15 protein-coding genes are annotated in these 23,583 nt (G+C 59.9%); 7 read left to right on the top strand and 8 right to left on the bottom strand.

Translation table 11 applies throughout. The features are described 5' to 3' along the window. Positions 1 to 157 precede the first annotated feature (157 nt). The 3 genes from DRW39_RS15305 (at position 158) to DRW39_RS15315 (ending at position 3,912) form a co-directional block, all read left to right on the top strand. On the top strand, positions 158 to 874 hold the full coding sequence (locus DRW39_RS15305; protein ID WP_116107940.1) for a hypothetical protein: 717 nt from the start codon (positions 158 to 160) through the stop codon (positions 872 to 874). A gap of 66 nt (positions 875 to 940) precedes the next feature. Then, a complete protein-coding gene (locus tag DRW39_RS15310; protein ID WP_116107941.1) occupies positions 941 to 2,140 on the top strand; it encodes an alpha/beta hydrolase family protein in 1,200 nt (399 codons plus the stop codon). A 137-nt stretch (positions 2,141 to 2,277) separates the two neighbouring features. After that, complete coding sequence (locus tag DRW39_RS15315; protein WP_116107942.1) at positions 2,278 to 3,912, top strand: long-chain fatty acid--CoA ligase; 1,635 nt, start codon at positions 2,278 to 2,280, stop codon at positions 3,910 to 3,912. Positions 3,913 to 4,405: 493 nt separating this feature from the next. Here DRW39_RS15315 and DRW39_RS15320 read toward each other — a convergent pair whose 3' ends face one another. From DRW39_RS15320 to DRW39_RS15350, 7 genes are all read right to left on the bottom strand, one after another. Then, on the bottom strand, positions 4,406 to 5,671 hold the full coding sequence (locus tag DRW39_RS15320) for a DUF2264 domain-containing protein (RefSeq protein ID WP_116107943.1): 1,266 nt from the start codon (positions 5,669 to 5,671) through the stop codon (positions 4,406 to 4,408). Positions 5,672 to 5,683: 12 nt separating this feature from the next. Next, on the bottom strand, positions 5,684 to 8,812 hold the full coding sequence (locus DRW39_RS15325) for a glycoside hydrolase family 2 TIM barrel-domain containing protein (RefSeq protein WP_198664908.1): 3,129 nt from the start codon (positions 8,810 to 8,812) through the stop codon (positions 5,684 to 5,686). Positions 8,813 to 8,837: 25 nt separating this feature from the next. Next, positions 8,838 to 10,055, bottom strand: a complete 1,218-nt coding sequence (locus DRW39_RS15330) for a glycoside hydrolase family 88 protein (protein ID WP_116107945.1) — start codon at positions 10,053 to 10,055, stop codon at positions 8,838 to 8,840. Positions 10,056 to 10,161: 106 nt separating this feature from the next. Then, positions 10,162 to 12,330 (bottom strand): family 43 glycosylhydrolase, encoded by a 2,169-nt coding sequence (locus DRW39_RS15335; RefSeq protein ID WP_116107946.1) that lies wholly within the window; start codon positions 12,328 to 12,330, stop codon positions 10,162 to 10,164. Positions 12,331 to 12,491: 161 nt separating this feature from the next. Continuing rightward, positions 12,492 to 14,105, bottom strand: coding sequence for a RagB/SusD family nutrient uptake outer membrane protein (locus tag DRW39_RS15340; protein ID WP_116107947.1), 1,614 nt, complete (start codon positions 14,103 to 14,105; stop codon positions 12,492 to 12,494). Between the two features lie 13 nt (positions 14,106 to 14,118). Beyond that, entirely contained in the window at positions 14,119 to 17,478 is a 3,360-nt protein-coding gene (locus DRW39_RS15345; protein ID WP_198664909.1) for a SusC/RagA family TonB-linked outer membrane protein, read from the bottom strand. 80 nt (positions 17,479 to 17,558) lie between these two features. After that, positions 17,559 to 18,539 carry a FecR family protein gene (locus DRW39_RS15350; RefSeq protein ID WP_116107948.1) on the bottom strand — a complete coding sequence of 327 codons (981 nt, stop codon included), beginning with the start codon at positions 18,537 to 18,539 and terminating at the stop codon, positions 17,559 to 17,561. A 116-nt stretch (positions 18,540 to 18,655) separates the two neighbouring features. On the opposite strand from DRW39_RS15350, the gene DRW39_RS15355 reads away from it, so the two are divergent. Next, positions 18,656 to 19,243: an RNA polymerase sigma-70 factor gene (locus tag DRW39_RS15355; protein ID WP_157976151.1), complete on the top strand. Its 588-nt coding sequence runs from the start codon at positions 18,656 to 18,658 to the stop codon at positions 19,241 to 19,243. Between the two features lie 36 nt (positions 19,244 to 19,279). Here the strand turns inward: DRW39_RS15355 and DRW39_RS15360 are convergent, their stop codons facing one another. Then, a complete protein-coding gene (locus DRW39_RS15360; protein ID WP_116107950.1) occupies positions 19,280 to 20,758 on the bottom strand; it encodes an aminotransferase class V-fold PLP-dependent enzyme in 1,479 nt (492 codons plus the stop codon). 327 nt (positions 20,759 to 21,085) lie between these two features. Between DRW39_RS15360 and DRW39_RS15365 the strand changes: the two genes are divergently transcribed. The 3 genes from DRW39_RS15365 (at position 21,086) to DRW39_RS15375 (ending at position 23,547) form a co-directional block, all read left to right on the top strand. Then, complete coding sequence (locus DRW39_RS15365) at positions 21,086 to 21,949, top strand: hypothetical protein (protein ID WP_116107951.1); 864 nt, start codon at positions 21,086 to 21,088, stop codon at positions 21,947 to 21,949. Positions 21,950 to 22,076: 127 nt separating this feature from the next. Then, positions 22,077 to 22,520 (top strand): SRPBCC family protein, encoded by a 444-nt coding sequence (locus DRW39_RS15370; protein ID WP_157976152.1) that lies wholly within the window; start codon positions 22,077 to 22,079, stop codon positions 22,518 to 22,520. Between the two features lie 163 nt (positions 22,521 to 22,683). Beyond that, on the top strand, positions 22,684 to 23,547 hold the full coding sequence (locus DRW39_RS15375) for an SDR family NAD(P)-dependent oxidoreductase (RefSeq protein WP_116107953.1): 864 nt from the start codon (positions 22,684 to 22,686) through the stop codon (positions 23,545 to 23,547). Positions 23,548 to 23,583 lie beyond the last annotated feature (36 nt).

Genomic DNA, 23,583 nt, shown 5'->3' on the forward strand with positions numbered 1-23,583 from the left:
CACGAAGGCTGGCAGCGCTGTAGGAACATCATGCTACAGCGCCTCCTGGAGGGTGCCTATTGCGGCGGAGCGCAGGTAAAAACCCATTCATAAAATTTGAAGGTGAATAACCAAAGATCGCTCCTTATCTTGTTAGACACCTGCGCGCCTATTCCCTATGCCTCTTTACAAACTACCGCTACCCCTGCTCGTTCTTTGTCTGCTGGCGACGGTTTCTGCTTATGGGCAGTCAGCCGAACTAGCCGCCTCCCCCGCGGAGGAGCAATCAACCAGTCCGGCTTCCGGTTTCACGGTAACGGTGGCACCGCTTAGCCTGCTGGGTAGATTTCGGCGGGTACGCGCGGGCGTCATTTGGTCCCGACCGCGCTGGAACTATCTCTTGGACCTCGAATACGCCCCAGGGTTTTCCGGAGTGGGGAGGTTAACCACGCAGGCGCGTCATCACTTCTTTTACGGTATACGTCCCGAAATCCGCTACGCCATTGCCCGCAAAGCGAACGAGCGGGAGAGATACCGGCAATTCGTAGGTCTGGAGGTGCCGGTCAACTACGCGGAAGCCGTAGTGGACAACGGTCAATTCCACAACTCCGAAGGGGAGTACATTTCCTTCGACCGGGGCATCCGCCACCGAGAGCGCGTATCCGTACTGGCTAAGTATACGCTCGCCGTATGGATCGACCGCCACTTTTACGTGGATGGCTACGCGGGGATGGGCGTCGCACGCCGCAAGAACTACTACACCGAGCTGGTCAATGCCCGCCCCGAAGATTCTTTACTGGAAGACTTCGAGTGGAACTGGGGGGCATCACCGGCAGAAGGCACCGTGTGGTTGCTCGACGTCGCGCTGGGTTTCCGGCTTGGGTACCGGTTATAGGTAATCAGGCCGGTCGGGCGTATGGCTTATCTTCAACCGTAACGAAATCGATTGCATCCTCCGATCATGACGAAGAAGTACATATTGCCGGTCTGGCTTATCTGCCTGCTCCCCCTCCTTTCCCTCCCTGCCCAATCGGTTCCCCTGGTGTACGACAGCGAGTTCACGGGGGCGGACTGCCCGGAACCGCGGATGCCGGGAATCGAAGAGCTGCCCGCCGTATCTACGCTACCAGATCCCTTCGCATCCTCCGACGGGAGCAGCCGGGATACGAGCCTGGCCGCCTGGCGCTGTCGCCGCGCGGAGATCCTGGCCGAGATACAGCACTACGAGGTGGGGCAAAAGCCGCCGCGCCCGGACAGCATCACAGCGCGGGTGGACGGGGATACGCTACGCATCGCCGTCACGGAAAACGGGGCCACGCTCGAGCTGGCCGCCGGACTTACGCTACCGGAAGGGGAGGGACCATTTCCCGCCGTAATCGGTATCGGATTCAGCACCGGAACCCTGCCACAAGAACTCTTCGAAGAACGCGGCATCGCCCAGGTCACCTTCAATTTCCGGCAGGTGATGGCGCACGCCCAGACGCGGGGGGAGGAGCCGATCAACGCCCTGTACCCCGACCAAATCGATATGGGGGCCTACACCGCCTGGCCCTGGGGAATCAGCCGCCTGATCGACGGGCTCGAATTGGTGCAGGACGCACTCCCCATCGACCTGAGCCGACTGGCCGTGACCGGCTGCTCCTTCGGAGGAAAGATGGCCCTCTTCGCCGGCGCCTTCGACGAACGCATTGCACTCACTATAGCCCAGGAACCCGGCGGCGGGGGCGGTGCCGCCTGGCGGGTATCCGAAACCCTGGGTGAGGTAGAAACGCTGGGCCGGACCGACTACCGCTGGTTCAAGGAAGAGATGCGACAGTTTGCCGACCAGGTCGATAAACTGCCCTTCGACCACCACGAACTGATGGCCCTGGTCGCTCCCCGCGCGCTACTTGTCTTCGGCAACACCGACTACGAATGGCTGGCCGACGAAGCCCTTTACGTATCCGCCCAGGCCGCCCACGGGGTTTGGCAAACCCTCGGGGTAGGGGACCGCTTCGGGTTTTCCATCAACGGGGGTCACGGACACTGCCAACTGCCCGAGGAGCAGTGGCCGGAATTGGCGGCCTACCTGGATAGATTTCTGCTCGGTAAGGATGCGGACACGGAGGTGAGCATCCACCCCTTCGCGGATACGGATTACGAGAAGTGGTACGGTTGGTAGGGGTGGTGGGTGGTGGTTGCTGGGTACTGGTTGCTGGTTTACCTGCGCTCCGGCGCAAAAGCTTGTGTTCTATGCGTAAAGCTTACATTGGTCAACCGGATCATTCCGGAAAGTCGACCACCAAAACGTAGCGCAATATGCAAGGCCAGATAATGGATTACCCCCTCACCACGAATACCATTCTGGAATACGGTAATCGGGTCTTCCATCACAAGCGCATCATCTCCCATCTCCCCGACGGCACCCGCCACGAATACACCTTCGGCGAGATGTACGCGCGCACCAAGCAGCTGGCCAACGCCCTGAAGCACACGCTGGGGGTTACGGAAGGCGATAAGGTCGGCACCTTCGCCTGGAACCACGGCCCGCACGTGGAGTTGTACTACGGCATCTCGGGCATTGGCGCGATCTGCCATACCATCAACATTCGGCTGTCGCTGCAACAGATCGAATACATCATCAACCACGCGGAGGACAAGGTCATCTTCGTGGACGCCACCCTCGTGCGGATGCTGGAAAATATGGGCCCGCGGCTGGAGACTGTCCGCCACTGGGTACTGCTGAATGCCCCGGAGGGTTTCACCACCAGCCTGCCCAACGTGTATCACTATGAAGAGCTCCTCGAGGCCGAGCCCGACGAGATCGACTGGCCCGAACTGGACGAGAAGCAGGCCTGCGGGATGTGCTACACCAGCGGCACCACCGGCCTGCCGAAGGGGGTGCTGTACAGTCACCGGTCCACCTATCTGCACGCCATGGCCATCATGTCGCCGAACGCGGGGAACGTGAGCAACCGCGACGTGGTCCTGCTTGTCGTACCGCAGTTCCACGTCATGGCCTGGGGCTATCCCTATCTGTGCCTGCTGGCGGGGGCCGACATGGTATTGCCGTCATCCAATCTACAACCCGCCGCCCTCATCAAGATCATGGCGGCTGAAGGGGTGAATAAAGCAAACGGTGTACCCACCATTTGGCTGGGCATCTACCAGGAAATGAAAAAGAACCCGCCCGCCAAGCCACTGGCCCTGGAAGAATACGTCGTAGGTGGATCGGCCCTCCCCAAGAGCCTCATCAAGGGATTCCAGGACGATTTCGGCATCCAGGGCATCCACGCCTGGGGCATGACGGAAACCTCGCCCCTCGGCACCCTCAGCCGGCCCCAGCCGAAACACGACGATCTATCCGCCACGGAGCGACTCGATATCCGCGGAAAGCAGGGCATCGCCTTCCCCGGCGTCGAGATCCGCATCGTTTCCGACGAGGGGACACCCCTGCCCTGGGACGGCCAAACGATGGGGGAACTACAAATCCGGGGCGCCTGGGTCATCGACTCCTACTTCAAGACCGGCAATAAGGAAAGCTTCACCGGCGACGGTTGGTTCCGCACCGGCGACGTCAGCACCATCGACGAAGACGGCTACATGGAGATCAGGGACCGCACCAAGGACCTAATAAAGAGCGGCGGCGAATGGATCTCCAGCGTAGCGCTGGAGTCGTCGCTCATGGCCCATCCGAAGGTGAAGGAGGCCGCGGTGATCGCCATCCCGGATGAAAAGTGGATGGAGCGCCCACTCGCGGCCGTCGTGCTCCTCGACAGTAGTGACCTGGCGAGCTCGGAAGAGTTGAAAAATTTGCTATCCCACGACTTCGCCAAGTACCAGATCCCCGAGGACTATGTCTACCTCAAGGAAATTCCCAAGACCAGTGTCGGTAAGTTCGACAAAAAGGAACTCCGGCGGCTCTACGCGGAAGGGGAACTGGGCAAGGAGTGATTGGGTGAATAGTTGAAGGACTGAATGGCTGCCGCCGGGGATAGCTCGCTTCGCTCGTGGGCTTTACCGCAGCTGGCGATAGCTTAGAGCTTGTTTAGACTTTAACAATCGGCCTACAAATGGCCCTCTTCCCCCTGCTCCGCGTTACCGAAAGTGGCTTCGTAGCACTGCTACGATCCACTTTCGGTGCCTCGATCAGTGGCAAAATGACTCATTTTCGCCCAGAAGGCCAAAGTCCAAACAAGCTCTTATTCTGGATTTTATATATACCCGGCCCTTCCTCCGGGCCAAAAATCAGGATCTATTGGTCGCATATCCCGCACGCGGGGAAGTCTGATAGACCGATCCTCCAGTAAGGGGGTAAGTTGCATCTCACGTTACTTTTAGGGGGCAGACTAATCAATGAATAGCGCGCAATCGGCCCTGGAAGGGACGTTCCTACCGAGCGAGGTCTGTAACGAGCGGTAGCGAGTGAAGGGCCTCGCGGATAAACCTAGCCATAAAGCGCACCATCCCGCTCCAAGTCCTCCCCGCTAAATATCTTCTTGCTCGTCCAGGCTTGCGCGGGGGCCGACCAGAAGGGCGCTTCGGGGGGCAGTCCCAAGGGCAGAAAGCCGACTGAAGTTAGGTAGAGGCTGCCGGTGGAAATATAGCTTTCCGCCAGTCCGGGTTGATGACCGGCCAAGCCGAGGCGTAACCAGCCGTTCTCATCGAAGGTGCCTTCCGCTTCCATGAGTGTCTTCAGCACGGCCGTCATGGCGGGACGCACCTGAGCGGGAACGATCTCCTCCGGCAGTTCCTGCCACAGGGCGATCTGCCCCAGGTGCTGAAAGGCGCCGAAGCGGTAGACGATCGAGCGGCCGATGACCGGGAAGGTACCCTCGGGGCTGATCAGCCGCTCCTGAATTTCGGCGTAGCGCCGGCCCCGGTCCAGGGCACGGTCGAAGTGGCGCCCGTCTTCCTTGTCCTTATCCTTGAGCACCTTCAGGATGTCGAGCAGCATGGGCTGGATGACGTAGCTGTTGTAATAGTCCCAGTGAAAGTCCGGCCCGTCGCCGTACATCCCGTCGCCCAGGTACCACTCGACGTTCTTGCGGGTGGCCATGGCGGTGCGCATCTCGTCCCACTCCTCATCAATGGAGAGGAGGAATGCCTCGACCATCCCCGCGAACAGCAGCCAGTTACTGTAGTAGGGCAGGATGACTCGGGTGTTTTTCATCTCCTGGATGGTCCGCTGCTTCGTCGTCTCGTCGAGGGGCTCCCACAGCACTTTTGGGGCACGCAGATACGCGTGGGCGAGGAAGGCGGCGTCCACCAGCGGCTGCCGGCCGTGGCGGTAGAAGTTGAGGTAATCGGGATTGTCCGGATCTACGCCGTTGACCATGGCCCGGCGGTAGAGGTCGAGCATTTCCTTGCGTAGTGCTTGTTCCTCCGCCGGACCACCCTCCAGGGCCAGCCAGGGGGCCATACCGGCCATCAGGCGGCCGAAGGCTTCCAGGTAGGTGTACTTCTGTCGGTCTGCCAGGGAAGCTCCTTTCCCGAATTCCACCGGCATCCGCTCGCGCAGCTTTCCGGCCGCCATGCTCTCGAGAAGAGGGCGGGCGATCTTGACGAGCATACTGACCCAGTAGGCGCGGTCCGCGCTACCGTCAATCGGGCGGCGGGGCGCAGGTAAAGGGTCCGTCGGAAGCCCGGAAGCGGCCAGGCTACCCGTAGCCAGCCCGGTAAAGGCGGAAGTGATCCAGTTGCGGCGATTCATAACTCTATCTTTTTAGCGAAGGGGAGAGATGAGGAAGCCGTAGGTGTATTCGCCCGCCGGGATGGTGTATTCCGGGTGCGGCCTGGCCCCCCAGCTGTCGTCGCCCCCGATGCCCGACTGCTTATAATCGATGTTGACGGTCACCAGCTTCCGCTCGGGCACGTCGTAGTTGTGACGCTGCACCTTTCGCATGCCCTCGTCAAAGTCGCTGTTCAGTTGATTGTAGGCGCTGAATCCGATCAGTTCATCGGCGGCGCTGACCAGGATGCCGCGACCGGCATCGTCCACGAACCGGACCTCGCGGACGTCCGTTCGGTAGCCATTTTCCTGCGGGCGAATGTAATCGTACATCAGCTCGGATACGTCGGCGGAGTACCGGCCGACGAAGGAGGCCGTGTTGCGGTCCTGGTAATTCTCTCCCGGGCCGCGACCGTAGTAGGTAACTGCCTCGTAATCCGGCTTGAGGACGAAGGTGTTGCCCAGGCGGGGAATCATTGGTAGCGAGGCGTCGATATTCCGGAGCTCGTTGGTCACCTTCATTTCTCCGTCGGCATTGAAGGCGTAGCGTACCGTGATGGTACCCTCCACGGCGGGCAGGTCGTATACCGCGGTCACTTCCTGCTTCTTCTGATCCACGTTGAAGGACCGCAATACCTGCTCCTGGCTGGCGTCCTTCCAGCCCCGGCCGTTGCGGGTCATGCCGTAGCCGAAGTCGTTGTCGGTAGGGGCCCGCCAGAAATTGGGCTTCAGGGGTGCCTGGAGCAGGTTGCCGGCGCCGTAGTCGAGGGTGTACAGTAGGCCCGTGGTTACGTCGAAGCGGGCCTCGAAGTCATTGCCCATAACGGTGGCGTCACGGTCATCCTCGGTGATCGTCAACCCACCGCCCGCGGTCGGGTCGAAAACGGTAGGCTGCAGTTGACTCAGCTGAAATTCCTTGGCCGCTACCCGGTGGCCGGCGTCCAGTAGGGGAGTGGCCTTTCCCAGGATAGCCGCCACTTGTAGGTAGTACTCCCGGTCGGATAGGATTTCGGGAAGCTCAATGGTGACGGTTGTTTCCTGCCGGGGGGCGAGTTGAGGGGCGGGCAGATCCCCTCCGTCCACCGCCGTACCATCCTCCAGCAGGGTCCACTCCAGGTAGTAATCGCTCAGGTCGGTGAAATCGTAGCCATTGTATACCGTCAGTTTCCCGGAGGCGGGATCGAAAGCGGGAAATTTAATGTACTGGTACACCTTTTTAACCTCGTAGAGGGAGGGGTGGGGGGAGCGATCCGGATTGACCAGTCCGTTCAGGTTGAAGTTCTCATCGTTCTGGAGACGCGAGCCGCCCAGATCGCCGCCGTAGGCATAGTAGGTCGTACCGTCCGGCGTAGTGGCTTCCAGACCCTGGTCGACCCAGTCCCAGATAAAGCCGCCCTGGAGCACGTCATATTCCTCGATCACGTCCCAGTAGTCCTGTAGGTTACCGACGCTGTTGCCCATGGCGTGAGCGTATTCACAGAGGATGAGGGGGCGCTGGGGGTCGTTCTCGGCGTACGTCTTCAGCTGGTGGGGCCGGGCGTACATCGGGGCCTGGATGTCGGTGTTCTCGTAGTTGGTCGCGCCCTCGTACTGCACGGGGCGGGTATCGTCGTGCTCCTTGAGCCAGTCGTAGGTCGCGAAGAAGTTTTCGCCGTTGCCGGCCTCGTTGCCGAGCGACCAGGTCACGATGCTGGGGAAGTTCTTGTCGCGCTCGTACATGCGGATGGTACGGTCCAGGTGCATCGCCTTCCATTCGGGGCGGTAGGCGGGGTGAATTTTCTTGGCCTCCTCGTTGTTGTCGAGCCCCTGGTTGGTGGTGCCCATGCCGTGGGTTTCGATGTTGGCCTCGTCGATCACGTAAAAGCCCAGGGAGTCCGCCATGCGGTAGAAGAAGTCGTTCTTCGGGTAGTGGCTGGCGCGGATGGCGTTCACGTTGAACTCCTTCATGCGCTGCATATCCAAGCGGGTGACTTCCCGCCCGACAACGTGCCCGGTCTTCGGGTCGTGATCGTGCAGATTGACGCCCTTGAGGTACACGGGTACGCCGTTGACCAGGAACTGATTGTTCGCAATTTCGACGGTGCGAAATCCTACGTCCACCGAGGTGGCCTCGACGGTCTCCCCGTCGGCATCCTTCAGGGTCAGGAGCAGGGTGTAGAGGTTGGGCGTCTCGGCGGTCCAGGGGTGGGCGTTCTCGATTTCACCCGCGAAGGTGAAGTTGGTTTCGTCGCCGGTGTCGATGTCTTCGGTCTCGGAGAATTCCAGCAGCCGCTCGTCGCCGTCCAGGAGGACCGCTTCCAGCGTGTAGTCGTCGGCCTCCTCACCCGTACGATTACGCATTGCCACGGTAAGCGCGAATTCGCCGTCCGCGTAATCGTCGTCGTCCAGTTCGGAGATGACCCGGAAATCGCGGATGCTCACCGGGGCGGTAGCGTAGAGGTAGACCTCGCGGTCGATGCCGCTGAGCCGCCAGAAATCCTGGTCCTCCATATAGCTGGCGTCCGACCAGCGGTAGACCTCCACGGCCAGGGTGTTGTCGCCCCCTTGCAGGTAGTCCGTGATGCGGTACTCCGCCGGGGTTTTACTGCCTTCGTTGTAGCCGACCTGGTCCCCGTTGACCCAGATGTACATGGCCCCGCTGACGCCGCCGAAGTGGAGGTAGACCTCCTTACCGTCCCAGTCCTCCGGTACGGTGAAGCTGCGCCGGTAGCTGCCTACCGGATTGTAGTCGTGGTCAATGTAGGGCGGGTTCTTTGGGAAGGGGTAGACGATGTTGGTATAGATCGGCGTACCGAAGCCTTCCAGTTCCCAATTAGCCGGCACGCTGATGTCCTCCCAGTTGGTTACGTCATAATCGGTGCGGTAAAAGAACTGCGGCCGTTCGGCGGGCTTTACCACCCAGTTGAATTTCCAGGTTCCGTCGAGGGATTGGTAGAAGGGGGAGGCGGTATAGTCCGACTTCGCCAGGGCCGCTTCCGCCGTAGGAAAGCGATAGAAGGACGCGTGTGGGTATTCCCGGTTGATCTCGAAGATCTCCGGATTCTCCCACTCGGGCACCTCCTGGGCCGTGGTGGTAAGGGGGACTAACGCGGCTAGTAAGCCAACGAGAAGAAATTTTTGCATGATACGATGTCGTTGAAAAAGTAAGCTAGTGCATCTGTTTATAGCGCTGCATAGCCTCCACAAAGTAGAAATCCGCGTACGTAAGGGGCACATCCACCTCCGAGTTTTGCGGAATATGGCCCACGCTGTGCTTCAGTAAAAATCCCCCGTTGGTGCCGGTTTCCGCCAGGTAGTCGTCGCCGGAGAGTGTTCGGAGGATCGTCTCGGCGGTTGTGACGTATCGATTCGCTTCGTCCCCCTCAACGTATTCACTCAGCTCCAGGAAGGCGGAGGCCATGATCGCGGCGGCCGAGGCGTCGCGCATGGCATTGGGAATGTCGGGCGCGTCATAATCCCAATAGGGGATCCTATCCTCTGGTAAATTGGGGTTAGACAGGATGAAGTCCGCGATTTTTCTCGCCTGCTCCAGGTACTTTTCATCCTTCGTGTCGCGGTAGGTGGCAGTATATCCGTACAGTCCCCAGGCCTGCCCGCGCGACCAGGCGGAGTCGTCCGCGTAACCCTGGGCGGTCTTTTTCTCCTGTACGGCGCCCGTATCCTTGTTGTAGTTCAGCACATGGTAGGAGCTATTGTCCGGCCGGAAGTGGTTGGCCATGGTGGTATTGGCGTGGGTATTCGCGATCTCCGCGTACTTCGGATCACCGGTTTCGCGGCTGGCCCAGTACAGGAGTTCGAGGTTCATCATATTGTCGATGATCACCAGGTAATCGCCCTGGTCGGAATCCCAGGACTTGATCGCCCCCACTGTCGGTTCGAAGCGGGTAGCGAGGGACTCGGCACTTTTCAGGAGGATCTGCTTGGTCTCTTCGTCGGGGTTCATTTCATACAGTTCGCCGAAGCTGTCGTACATCATGAAGCCGAGATCGTGGGTGCTGGTATTGTTTTTCTCCTTTTCCAGCACCTGCATGATCCGCTTGGCCTCGGCCAGCATCTCCTCGTCGCCGGTTTCCTGGTAGAGCATCAGCAGGGTGCCGGGGTAGAATCCGCTGACCCACCAGCCGGAACCGCTGGTTTCCAGTTCGTTGCGGTCCGCATAGTACGTTTTCGGGAACCGATCGGCGGGGAGGCTGTCACGAAGCAGTTTATACTGGGTGACGGCTATTTCCATATTTCGCTCGATGGTGTCCAGCAAACCGATCTCGGGATCATCCACGCGGTCTTGGGTGCGGGTTGGGCCACAGGAAACCAGCAATAGAGAAAGGGAGACCAATGCCACCAGGGAGCAAAGACGAAAAGGATGCATGTCGGATGTTTTAAGGCGGAAGTTTAATAATGGAGTGAGGGTGGGGATGTGCCCGGCATATTTGGGGCCGGCTTTTACCTGCGCCCCGCCGCCCTGCTTTTGGGGGCTATCGACTCATTTCAACCGGTCCGATGCCTTCGTGGGTCGGCGTGACGGGCCGGATGGACCCGTCCGCGTCAAATTCCAGCTGGTCGATGGCGACCTCCCGGTGAAAACCCGCTTCGCGTCCCATCCCGATACCATTGGGGTAGGTAAAGCGGTGGTAGACCAGATACCACTCGTCGCGGTCCGGGATTTGGAGGACTGAATTGTGACCGGTACCGTAGATCTCCTTGTCTTCGTCCAGCTGGATAACCAGATTGTCTTCGGGAATGGTGAGCGGGCCCAGCGGCGTCGATGCCGTAGCGTAGCGGACGCGGTACGACGGGTCGCGGGTATCGTTTTCGCTCCAGAGGAAATAATACGTTCCATCGCGGAAGAAGACGGTGACCCCCTCGCGGAAGGTATCGTCGGGGGTGATCACCAGCAGGGTATTTTCCTTCAGGCTCGTGTAGTCGTCGTTCATCTCCGCGGTGGCCAGGTACCCGTTGCCCCAGTAGAAGTAGGTCTTTCCGGATTGGGGATCGGTGAACACTTCGGGGTCAATTTCCTGCCCGCGGTTGATGCCGGAGGGCGGACCGTCGATCAGGGGCTGTCCGCTGTCCACGAAGGGACCGGTTGGGGAGTCACTCGTGGCCACGCCGATCTTCTGTTCGGCGGTGAAGTAGTAGAAATACTTCCACGCGCCGTCTACCTCGGCTTCCAGGATGCAGGGCGCCCAGGCGTTACGGTTGGCCCAACTGACGTCTTTTTCCAGGTCCAGAATGACGCCCTCGTCGGACCAGGTGACCAGGTCGGGAGAGGAGAAGGCCTTGAAGTAGGTGCCCGACCAGCCGTTGAAGCCGTCGGAAGTGGGGTAGAGGTAGTACTTGCCGGTGTTTTGGGAATAGAGGACGTCCGGATCGGCGTAGTAGCCCGGCAGGACGGGGTTACTGACTTTGTCGACCGTCACGTCATACCGCCGCGGTTCCTGTCCTTCCATGGCGACGGTGTAGGTAACCGGGCCTTCCCTGAAGTCCTGGGGGCCGGAAGGAGCCAGTCCGAGCCCCGCCCAGTCCGAAAACTGCGGATCGAAAGCCGTGCGGTCCGTGCCGGGCAGGACGGGCAGTTGTAGCCTACCGGACTGCGTATCGAGGCGAATGTTATTACGCTTGATGGCCGGGTTGCGGACCTGGCTGATGAGGTCGTCGGGCCGCCCGTAGCGGGAAAGCAGGCGATCCAGCTCCGTAGGCGTAATGGGAATAACGGTGCCGTGGCGGGGATGGAAGTTCATGCGGACGTCCTCGTCGATGACCGTGAAGTTTTCCAGGTCCGAAGACCGGGTAAATTGGTATTCCCCCTTGGTGTACATATCGTACATGAGGATGTAGTCGTCGCTGTCGATCAATTGGAAGACCCCGCTACCCTCCACGGGGAAGGTGGTCTGTTGGATAAATTTGTCGCCGACGGTATAGGGCCCGGTGAGGCTGTTGGAGGTAGCGATCTTCAGGCCCTTCCCCCGGTCTTCCGTTTTGAAGAACAGGTGGTAGGTGCCGTCGTGGAAGACGATATCGCCGTCGATGGCCGCCCCGCCGTCGGGCGTTTCGAGCAGCTGCTGGGGTTTGGTGGCCAGGTCGGTGAAGTCGTCGTTGGCGTAAGCGTAGTAGATGATATCCGCGCCCTGCTGGCCGTGCTTCATGGACCAGTACACCATATATTTTTCCTCGGTCGGATCGTAAATCGTTTGTGGCGCCCAGACGCGCAGCAGGCTGTCCTGCCCGTCGAAGCGGTCCTGGATGTTGACCACGCTGGAGGTCCAGTCCATCAGGTTGTCGGACTTCAGCAGCACCATCGCGCGATTGGAATCCCAGCCGTTGGCCGATACCATATCGGTGACGACCATACGGAAGGACTCGTCGTCCGGGCTCCGGAGAATGTGCGGATCGCGAACGCCGCCCGTGGAGCTGATTTCCTTGCTATCCAGGATGGGTTCGTCGCCGTTCAGGGCATAGAAGGTGTAACCGTCGGTGCTCACGGCGTAGTGGACGGCTTCGGCTCCGGGGCCATTTCCGGTGAAGTAGGTGAAGAGGTAGGCGGCGTATTCGCCGTCGTGGCGTTCGGAGAAGGTGTCCACGGAGGTGGAGCAGCCGAAGCAACAGAACAGCGTGAAAAGCGCAATCGTAGAGTATAATTTCATAACAGTGTATTGCCAGGAAAATAGCAATTTCGAAAGGGAAGAGTTCACGGGGTCGTTGCCGGAAGGGCCAACTTAAAAAAGATCGGGAGCACCATTACTGCGCCCCCGATCCGCTATACATCACTAGTCGGGCCCGAGGCCCTTCGATCAGTAACCAGTAATTACTGGTAACCGGGATTTTGGATCAGTTCCGCGTCCTTGTTCAGGTCGATCTCGCGTTGGGGGATGGGCAGCAACAGATGCGTCTCGGTCAGCCCCCGTAGCTGGTACTGTTCGATGGGGTTGGTGCCGTTGTGTGCGTAGGCCCGGTCGACCAGTGTGCCCGTACGCATCAGGGTGAAGCGCCGGTTTTCCTCGGCCAGCAGTTCGCGGATGCGTTCGTCGAGGATAAAGTCCAGGTCGATGTCCGCGGCTTCCACTAGTGGTGCATTCGCCCGTTCGCGCAGGATGTTGATAGTTTCGGCCGCCTCCTCCAGCTTGCCCTGCCTGAACTCCGCCTCGGCGCGGAAGAGGTAGGTCTCCCCGAGACGCATCAAGATGAAGTCCTTCCACATGCCGAAGCCGAACAGGTCCTGCGGATCGAAGTGCCCCCACTTCAGGGTATACGGGGGGATGATGTACACCGTGTCGGGGCCCTCGTAGGGGACGGGCTGGCCGTACAGGCTGTCGATTTCCGGATCGTTATAGTAGAATTGCCGGTGGATGCTGTGGCGGCTGTTGCGCATGTCTCCCTCCGGGTAGAGGTTGTACAGGACGTAGTTATTTAGTCGCATGCGGGCAATGCCGCGACCGCCGAGGGAGTCGGCGATGACCATGCCGAATTTCTGGTGGTAGCTGGCGCCCCACACCCGGCGCTGCTGTGGGTTATTCGTCTGACCGCCGACGACATCGCGCGGGTTTTCGGCCTCGAGTACCCAGATGCCTTCGGTATTGCCCTGGCTGCGGCGCTGGTTGCCGTAGTAGAACATATCCGCGAAGGGCGTGCCGGCTTCGCCGGCCTTGACGCCGTAGCGCTCGCTGACCAAGCTGAAGAGGCCGCTTTCAATGACCATATCGGCCTGGGCTTCCGCGGCGGCGTTGTCGCCCGTACGGAGATAGAATTCCGACAGCAGGTGATTGGCCATATGGCGGTTGGCACGGGAATACTCGTTCGTCCGGTCGGTGATGAGCGGCAACTGGTCCGCGGCAAACAGGAGGTCGGCTTCGATCAGGTCGTTGATCTCCTCGAGCGAGGCGCGGAAGAAGTCCGTACGGGGCCCGGTCAGCGGTTCGGTCAGCAGGGGGACGCCGCCGAAGGCCGTGGCGAGGGTGTGGTAGGCCAGGCCGCGGAAGAAGCGAGCCTCGGCGTTGATCACGTTGCGGCGCTCCTCGGCAATACCGGTCACGCCCTCCGACTCGATGTTCTGGATGATGATGTTCGTGTTGTTGATCATCCTGTAGGCCCAGCTCCAGGTGTAGGCAGCGGCCTCGCTATCGGCGGTCAGCTGGTTGTAGTCGTAATAGGGCGTTTCGATACCCTGCGGCTGCGTCGGCCAGGTAATGTCCGTGCCCACCTGCCACACCGACGGCCAGCCCTGGGGGCCGCTGTGGGTGTAGAGGGTACTCATGTGATTGTATAGTCCGATGAGGGAGGCTTCGAAGCCCGGCTCGTCGGTCAGGGTCTCGGGAGCGTACACGTCCAGGACCTCCTCGTTCAGAAACTCCTTCTCGCAGGAAAAAACGGTCAATAGGAAAAGGCAGGCCAAAGCCTGTATATGGATATTTTTCAAATACATGATGCGCTAATTTTTAGAGTGTCAGGTTGACACCGAAGGAGTAAGTGCGGACGAACGGGTAGTTGTTGGTCCAGGTACCGCTGCCGCGGGAGCTGAAGTCGACCTCGGGGTCCCAGCCGATCCAGTCGGTCCAGGTGTAGAGGTTGCGGCCGGCCACGTAGATGGTGAGGGCCTGCATGCCTAACCGGTTCAGGACCGGCGAGGGGACGGCGTAGCTCAGGCGTACGTCTTTGAGGCGTACGTAGCTGGGGTCGCGGTAGTTCCACGAACCGAGGCGGCTCTGGACGCGGAGTGACGGCCAGTCGTTGATCGGGTTGTCCGGGGTCCAGTACTGGTAGGAGGTGGGGATATTCCGGCGCCCGACCTCGTCGCCGTAGTACTGGTCGGGGTTATAGCGCAGGCCGCCCTGGCTCGTCTGCAGGAATACGCTGAGGTGAAAGTCGCCGTAGTGGAAGGTATTGGTCAATCCGCCGTACCAGTCGGGCTGGGAGTTGCCGATGAGTACCCGGTCGTCGGGATTGAGCAGGCCGTCGCCGTTGATGTCCTCGAACTTGAGGTCGCCGGGCCGCGCGCCGGGGTTACTTTCCGAGGGGTCTTCGCCCTCCTGCCAGACGCCGATGTAGCGGTAGGTGTAGATGGATCCCAGGGGCTCTCCGAGGAACCAGCTGTTGCCGATGTCGTCCAGCCCGTCGCCGTAGAGTTCCACGAGCTCGTTGCGGTTGGACGCGATGTTGAAGCTCGACTCCCAGCGGAATTTACCGGCGCGGAGGTTTACACTGTTGACGGTGAATTCGATCCCCTGGTTGTCCAGTACGCCCAGGTTGTCCCAGACATCGCTGGAGCCCGTAATGATGGGCAGGCTCCGGCGCAGGAGGATGTCCGTGGTCCGGGACTGGTAGAGATCCAGGCTACCGCTGACCCGGCCCTGCCAGAGGCTGAAGTCCACGCCGAAGTTCGCCGAGGTAGTGGTCTCCCAGTTCAGGTTGGCGTTGCCGAGGTTGCTGGCGAGGATGCCGACGCGGCTTACGCCCCCGAAGGGGTACCGGACGGGGTAGGCGGTGGTGGCCGTTTGGTTCGGGTCGATGGCCTGGTTGCCCGACTTGCCGTAGCTGAAGCGCAGCTTCAGGTTATCCAACCAGCTGACGCCGCTCATGAAGTCCTCGTTGCTCACGTTCCAGCCGAGGGCTACGGAGGGGAAAAGGCCGTACTTATCGGTATTGGCGCCGAAGGCGGAGTAGCCGTCGCGCCGCGCGGTCAGCGTCAGCAGGTAACGGCTGTCGTAGCCGTAGTTCACGCGCAGCATCTGCGAGAGCAGCGACTGGCTGTTGGCCCGGGAGTCGGTGGTCTGGTTCTCCGCCGCGGCCAGGTCGTAGAACGACAGCTGATCGTTGACAAAGGTGTTGGCGTCGGCCGTAAACCAGAAGTACTTCGACTCCTGCGCGCTGTACAGGGCCGTAATGCCGAGGGTGCTGGCACCGAATTCGCGATTGTAGGACAGGATGTTTTCCAGTACCCAGTTGTCGGTCTGCCCGTTATTGGAGTAGGCCGATCCTACCTGGTCATTCGCCGCGCGGCCGGTATACCCGGAGTCCCGGGTCAGTTCGAGGGTATAGTTACCGTTGAGGCGGTAAGAGAGGCCCGGCAGGAATCCGGGACTGAGTTCCAGGTAACCGCCCCCGATAAGGTTGTTCCGGCGGCGGACGCGGTCGGTGGTCAGGCCCAGGAGGGGATTGGCGAAAAGCAGTTCCGGGTCCATCGGGAAGATCTCATAACCGCCCTCCTCGTTATAGAGCTGGCCGTAGGGGCTCATGGCGGTGGCCTCCAGGAAGTTGGCGCGGCCGCCGTCGTAGTTGTTGTTAGTAAAGGACAGGGAGGTGCCGGCGCGTAACCAGTCGGTCAGCGTAGCGTCCAGGTTGGTGCGGACGCTCGTCCGTTCGTACTGGTAGCCTTCCACGACGCCGTTCTGGTCGAGCCGTCCGCCGGTCACGTAGTATTGCACGTCGTCCGTGCCGCCGCTGATGCTGAGATTGTGCTCCTGCAGAATACCGGTCTTGGTCGCTTGGTCCAGCCAATCGGTGGTAATCCCCGCCTCATAATTTTCGATTTCGGACTGGTTGGGCAGGGGCCGGTCCAGGTCCAACCCGAATGCCTCGACGTAATCGGCGTACTTCTGCACGTAGGCGTCCGGGCCGAGGAATTCGAGGGAGTTCACCATACTTTCGGCCGCCACGTATCCGGAGTAGCCGATCTGGGGTTTGCCGGTCTTTCCCCGTTTGGTGGTAATGAGAATGACGCCGTTGGCCCCCCGCGTACCGTAGATCGCCACCGCGGAGGCATCTTTCAGGATCTCGATGGATTCGATATCGTTGGCGTTGATGTCGTTCGTGGTGCCGAAGAAGGGCGCCCCGTCGAGTACGATGAAGGGGCTCGTGTTCGCGTTGATGGAATTGATGCCACGGACCCGAATATTCGCTTCCGAGCCGGGTACGGAAGACGCCTGGGATACCTGCAATCCGGCCGTCGTGCCCTGGATGGCCTGGAGCACGTTCGTGACGGGAAGATTTTCCAGCCGGTCCTGCGGCACGGAGGCCACCGATCCCGTGATGTCCGATTTTCGCTGCGTACCGTAACCGACGACCACGATCTCGTCGAGGGCCGCCACGTTCTCCTGCAGTTGGACGTCGATGGTCGTCCGGCCGTTGACCGGGATCTCCGCCGTGAGGAAACCGATAGAGGAAAATATCAGCGTATCGTTTTCCCCGATGTCGGCCAAGGCGTAATCACCGTCGATGTCCGTGACCGTGCCGGTGGAGGTTCCCTTGACCAGCACGGTGGCACCGATCAGCGTTTCCCCGGTATTGCTGGTCACCCGGCCGGAGACCGCCAGCGCTTGCTTCGCCGCGGCGATGCCCCGGGCCACCCGCTGGAATTGGCGGGTCGGGTCTTCGGTGGTTCGCTGCACGCTGATCTGCGTTTCGTTCTCCACCCGCTGCAGTTGCTTGATGGCCTTACCGAGTTTGCGGGCCCCGATCCGGCCGGCTTTGTTATCCCGGTAAATGACCAAATACTTTTCCCCGAAGGTCCGGTGGATAAAACCGGTTTCGGTAAGCAGCCGGGCAACGGCCTCCTCGAGGGATTCTTCCGCCCGAAATTCAAAGTGTACTTCGACATCCTCTAACAGGGCGCGCTCGTAGGTGAAGAAGACCTGATAACGCTCCTCCATTTCCTTGATGACGTCGATCAACTGTCGTTGATCGATTATCTTGGGGGCGGAAATGCCATTGGTGCCCGTTGGGGTGGCGTGGGCCGGATGTACGGCCAGCAGCACCGCTAGCAGCAACCCGGACAATTGGTAAATAGTCCTAAATCTCATTTTTTGCATTTTTATTACTAGTAAGCGCCAGGGCGACCCTCTCACCGGTTGTCCTGGCTATTTCGATCGACTCGTGTCGTTCATTCCTCAATTCGGTAGCGGCCCGCTTCCCCTTCGATCGGGTAGCCCAGCACCTGTTCGAGCAGGGGCATGACGATGCTGATCTCCTCCATCGGCAGGCCCGCGGTAATCTTTCGCCCGTAAATGGAGGTGTCCGCCACTTCCAGGGTCACGCCGTAGATGTTCTCGATCTTGTCCAGCACCTTGCGCAGGGGGGTATTTTCAAAGACGAGCACGCCGTCCTTCCAGCTCGTATGTACCTCGGGTTTGGCCGGCTTCTCCCCGGCCACTAATTGTTTTTGCCGGGCGGAATACGTCACCAGCTCACCGGGTGCCATGGTCTTCTCGGTGCGCTCGCCGGCCACCAGCTGTAGCGCGATGGCTCCCTCTTCCAGGTAGACGCTGGTCTCCTCTTCCCGGCTGTTGACGTTGAAGACCGTCCCCAACACGGCGACGGTCAGATCCGGCGTGGCCACCAGGAATTTCTGGCCCGTGGCCGGATTCGGACGTACCTTGAAGTAGGCTTCGCCCCTTAGGTTAACGATGCGGTCTTCCACCTCATCCCAATCGGGGGCATAACTCAGGCGGCTATTCGCGTTGAGGCGCACGACCGAGCCATCCGGTAGCCGCACGCTTTTCTGTTCGGCAAAGCCCGTGGTGGTGGTTATCAGCTCGTTTGTTCCGTTCAGGAACGCAATGCCTCCGGCGACCAGGAGGAGCAGGACGGCCGCCGCCGCCAGCCAGGGGGCGTACGATTTTTGCTTACTGGTGAATAGTCCCTTCCGCGAAGGAGCGGTGTCCATACGGGCGAGGATAGCGTCGTAGGCGGCGGGGGGCATCCGCTGCCGGTAGTTACTGTACTGCCACAGGGATTCCAGCACCCGGTGGGCGCGGCTTTCCGGTAGCTGAGACACCATGGCGAAGACCTGATCCAATTCTTCTTCGGTGCACTCGCCAGTGTGCAATCTTTTTAACAACTCCTCTTCCCGTGCGCTCAACATTGTTCTATGTTTGGAACTTGTAAATTGACCTCCCAATTCCGGAGGCCGTTTGTTTACACGGGGGCCGGTTTTTTTAAAAAAAATACCTTACTTGCACGTACAGGAAACAAAAAATCGTGAGAGCGAATAGCCAGGAAGCACATCTCGCACGCTTGCGAGCCGGTGACCTGCGTAGTTTCAGGTGGATTTACGACCAGGATCATGCAAAAGTCTATGGTTTCTGCCTGAAGCTGCTGGGATCATCCACGGCGGCGGAAGAAATTACTTCCGATGTCTTCGTGCGCCTGTGGGAAAAACGGGAGATCATCGATCCCCAACAACCGATTCATCCCCTGCTCTTTAAAATCACTCGCGATTACGCCTGGAACTACCTGAAGCGGGAGGCTCGCAAAAGCCGGCAGCACGATCAGTACCGGGCACTACAGGCTGCTACGGCCGATGCCAACGTCGAGTCCGAGCTGGTGTACCAGGATTACCTGCGCATCGCCGAATCGGCCATCGACCGCCTACCCGGCCGCCAGCAGGAGATTTTTCGCATGCGGTATAAAGCCGGCCTCTCGAACCGGCAGATCGCCAGCAAACTGGAACTTTCCGAGAGTACCGTTCGGGTGCAACTTTCGCGCGCCAGCAGTTTCCTGCGGGACTTCTTCAAAGCCAACCCCGAACTGCCCCTGTCTATGGTGGTCCTCTGCTTCATGGCGTAGCGGGGCGGCGGAGCGCAGGTAAAAACCGAATTCATATCAGGAAAAAATGCTGGCTATCTCTCCCATCAGGGCCCGGTCGTACGTCGGATCCACGCAGCGGACCGTACCGGTATCGGGGCAACAGGCGTACGAAGCCTTCCATTTCGCATAGTTCTTGCTTACGCCCCGTACGGCACGGACCAGGTAATGCATCTCCGCCTCCGACATCGTCGGGTGGATGCTTAGGCGGATCCAACCCGGACGAAGCACGGGCAGCTGTCGGTCGATGCGCTCGAGCAGCTGGGAGGAACTGTCCTGGTCGATGGACAGCAGATGGTGACCGTAGGTGCCGGCGCAGGAGCATCCCCCCCTCACCTGCACGCCGTAATAGTCGTTGAGCATCTTGACGGCCAGGTTGTGGTGCAATCCGGCGATGTTGAAGGAGATGATGCCCAGCCGCTCGCGGTGGTCGCCGGCCAGGACGGTTACTTCGGGGATCCGGTCCAGGCCTTCCCAGAGCAAGCCCATTAGGTGATTTTCCCGACGACGCATCCATTCGGTGCCCATTCGTTCCTTAAGCCGGATGGCGAGTGCCACGCGGATGGTCTGCAGGATAGCCGGCGTGCCGCCGTCTTCGCGGGTCTCCGCGTCGGCAGCGTAGCGATGCTGCCCCCAGGGAGTCGTCCAGGTGACGGTTCCGCCGCCGGGGTGATCGGGCACGGAAGAGGCGAGCAAGGACTCATTGACGACGAGCACGCCGCAACTGCCCGGTCCGCCCAGGAATTTGTGGGGACTGAAGTAGATCGCATCCAGATGGGCGTCGGGCCGTTCGGCGGGGTGCATGTCTACGTTCACGTAGGGTGCCGAGCAGGCAAAATCGACAAAGCAGTACCCGCCGGCGGCGTGCATTACCTCGGCAATATCGTAGTAGGGGCTCTCGATCCCCGTTACGTTGGAGCACGCCGTGATGGCCGCGTACTTCGGTCGGTGGCCGGGATAGCTGGCGACGGCCCGGGCAAACTGGTGGGCGCACACCAGACCGGTATCGCTGCATTCCACCAGCACAACCTCCGCGCCCGTCTCCAGCCAGCTGGTGTGGTTGGAGTGGTGCTCCATATGGGTGATGAAGACGATGGGCCGCTCACCTGGCCGTTGCGAGAAATCCTGTTTGCAGCCGATGAGGCGTTGCAGCTTATTGACGGCGGCCGTCATCCCCGATCCGGTGCAGATGAGCACGTCTTCCGCGGCTGCGTTTACATGGCGGCGGATGAGGCGCCGGGCTTCCCCGTAGGCATGGGTCATTGCGCTGCCGGTGGCATTGGTGTCGGTGTGGGTGTTGGCCATCAGCGGCAGGACCGATTTCCGTAGCGTGGTCTCTATGGGGCCGTAGGCACGCCCGCTGGCGGTCCAGTCAGCGTAAAGCAGGGAGATGCCCGCGGGGTGACGGTGCGTAAACAGCCGGCGAGTGCGGCCGATGATGCCGTTTCGTATATCCGTAATGGGGGTAGCGAGATCGAAGGACTGGGCAGCTTGCATGCTCCCAGATGCCGTGAAAGCGATCTCCGTTACGGGGACCGGCGTCTTTTATCTTAAACATCGGATGTGTCAGTCCTGCCAAAATTTCAGGCATCGGATGTGGCAGGTTTTTGATTTCCAAAATTTTCTTATTTATCAGAAATTAACGGTAGATACGCTCATTTTAGGTTGTTTTTGGTGCTCATCTCCTCTGGATAAGGGGTATTGGGCATCGGATGTCTACCGCAGCGTTGCTGCGGGGACATCCGATGTTTATCCCCCCTCGGCAACCTTCGTTAAAGGGGATGCCATAGGTATTAAGGGCTGCCGCGCGGACGTATAGATCGTATGGCTTCTCAAAAGCGGCTGCTCGGCTTCGTGCTGCTCGGGCACCTCTACATCACCCTTCCCGCACTGGTATTTTGGCTGGGCCCGCCCGTGCTGGCCTATTTTCTGCTTATCCCTTATGGCTGGTGGTGGACGGGTACGGCCATCGTTACCGCCCTGCTGGCCGGCTACTGGGTTGCCTGGCGCTATTGGGGCTGGGCGGTGACCCGCTGGCGGATCCGAAGTTTCGGGTCGCTGGACGACATCGATTGGTTACGCTTGGAGCAACTGGCCGAACGATTTCTGCTGATCTGGCCCAACGGGCATCCCGCCGAAGAATTGGAAGTGCGGACCGGCGACCAGGACCGCCGCATCCGGGAGGTCATGGAGCGTAACGCCGATTTGCGCGAGCTGGAACGGGCGTTTTTCGGCTTCGATACTCCTCGGAAGTACGGCTATAAGCTCCGCCGGCTGAGCCTGCTATTCTCCTTGGGTAGCCGGGTCCTCGTGCTGGCGGTCGCCATGACCAGCTTCCTTCAGTTGCCCCAGCCCTATTTCGGGCTGATCCTGATGGTGCTGGTTTTTTTCCCCAGTCGTGACTTCCGCATGTACCGCCACCTGCCGTTCCGGGGAGCCGCGATCGAGTTCAGTGACGCGGGCGTGGTCCTGCGCGTACCCGAATTGCGCGTCAGCTACTGGCATGATTTCCGCAGCTACCGGCTCTACGAGCACGAGCAGGTCCTCGTACTGGAAGGAGCGGCCGGTGAGGAGGACAGCATCGACCTGACCTACTACCGCATCACGGATTATCGCAAACTGGCATCCATCATCGACGTCTACATCGAACGCTACGGGGAGAAGGTCGCTCAGGGCGTGCTGAATTAGCCGTGGGATGTCCGGGTACAATTTGTTAGTGAGGCGCTAAGGACTTAAGTTAGCGGGGGGCGTAGCCCATTCGGGGCTTCTCCACTCACGCTATAAGCACTACCACATAATGGGCAAAACGATGTTCTTGGAACGGTCCGTAGAGATCGACCGACCCGTCGGTGACGTATTCAATTACGTCCGCTTTATCGACAACCACCGCCACTTCAGCATCTGGCAAATGGCCGATCCGGACATGGAGGTCACTTCCACGGGGGAGGATGGCCAGGTCGGTTACGTACACAGCTGGGATAGCCAGGTCCGGAAAGTAGGGGCAGGCAGCCAGGAGATCACCGAGATCCTGGGCCGGGAGCGCATCAGCTACGAATTGCGCTTTGAGCGCCCCATGCGGGCCACAAACTACTCCAACGTCCATTTCCTAAGCCTGCCCCACGAGCATACGCGCGTCACCTGGGATTTTAGCGGGGAAATAGCTTTCCCCATGAGCCTCTTCTCCTTCTTCATCAGGCGGATGCTGGCCCGCGACATCGACAAGAATCTGGCTAATCTGAAGGATAAGCTCGAGGAATAACTACTGGAATACTCCTCGTTCGGTTGCTTTGACCGGGCAGGGAAAGCAGCCCGCTACGGAACGCTTGACGGGCCTGCCTAACAGCGTGCCTCCAAAAGAAAGGTAAAGGTCGAACCCCGGGCAACCGGCATCCGTAAAATGGTCATAACCAAAGGATTTGATCATGAACAACAGACTAGCCAATAAAGTAGCCATCGTAACCGGTGGCGGTGCCGGTATCGGCGAAGCCATCAGTAAATTATTCGCCCGCGAAGGAGCCCGGGTCATCGTAGCCGGACTGCCGGAAGACCCCGTTGATGACGTAGCCGCCGATATACGCGCCAACGGGGGAGCGGCCCTGCCGTATAAGGGAGACCTGTCCAAGCTACAGGCAGCCAAGGACTGCGTGAAGATCGCCACGAACGAGTACGGCCGCGTGGATATCCTGATCAACAACGCCGGCACCTTCGTCGAGACGAATATGCTCGAGGACTTCACCGAAGAAGGCTTCGACTACATGGTCAAGAATAACATCCGCACGGCCTTTGCCATGTCGAAAGCCGCCCTGCCGGAGTTACAGAAAACGCAAGGGAACATCGTCTTCGCCGGATCGGAAGCCGGCGTACTGGGCGTACCCCAGAATGCCCCATACGGCGGAACCAAAGGCTTCATCATCGCCTTCGCCAAAGGACTGGCCGGCGAGCAGGCGGCCAACGGCGTGCGGGTGAATATCGTGGGCCCCGGCCCCATCGATACGGCCTGGACCCATAAGGAAACGGGACCGATGGATAAGCAGATGGAAAAGATGAACAACCAGGCCAATCTGATGGGCCGTCGCGGTTCCGTAGAGGAGATCGCGAATGTCTATCTCTTCCTCGCCTCCGACGAGGCCAGCTACGTGACCGGTGCCCTGTATATGGTCGACGGGGGTATCACGATCGGTAAGGGACCCATTGGCGACCAGGCGGCCAAGTCCTTCAAGAAGGAGCCCGCATCTTCCCTGGACCTGGATCATACGATGGACGGGCACACCTCGGTCCGGAAGTAACGTCCCTTCCCCCCCTAAACGCGACATGGCCACCCC

Origin of the sequence: Lewinella sp. IMCC34191 (assembly GCF_003390935.1) — a bacterium.
GTDB lineage: Bacteria > Bacteroidota > Bacteroidia > Chitinophagales > Saprospiraceae > Neolewinella.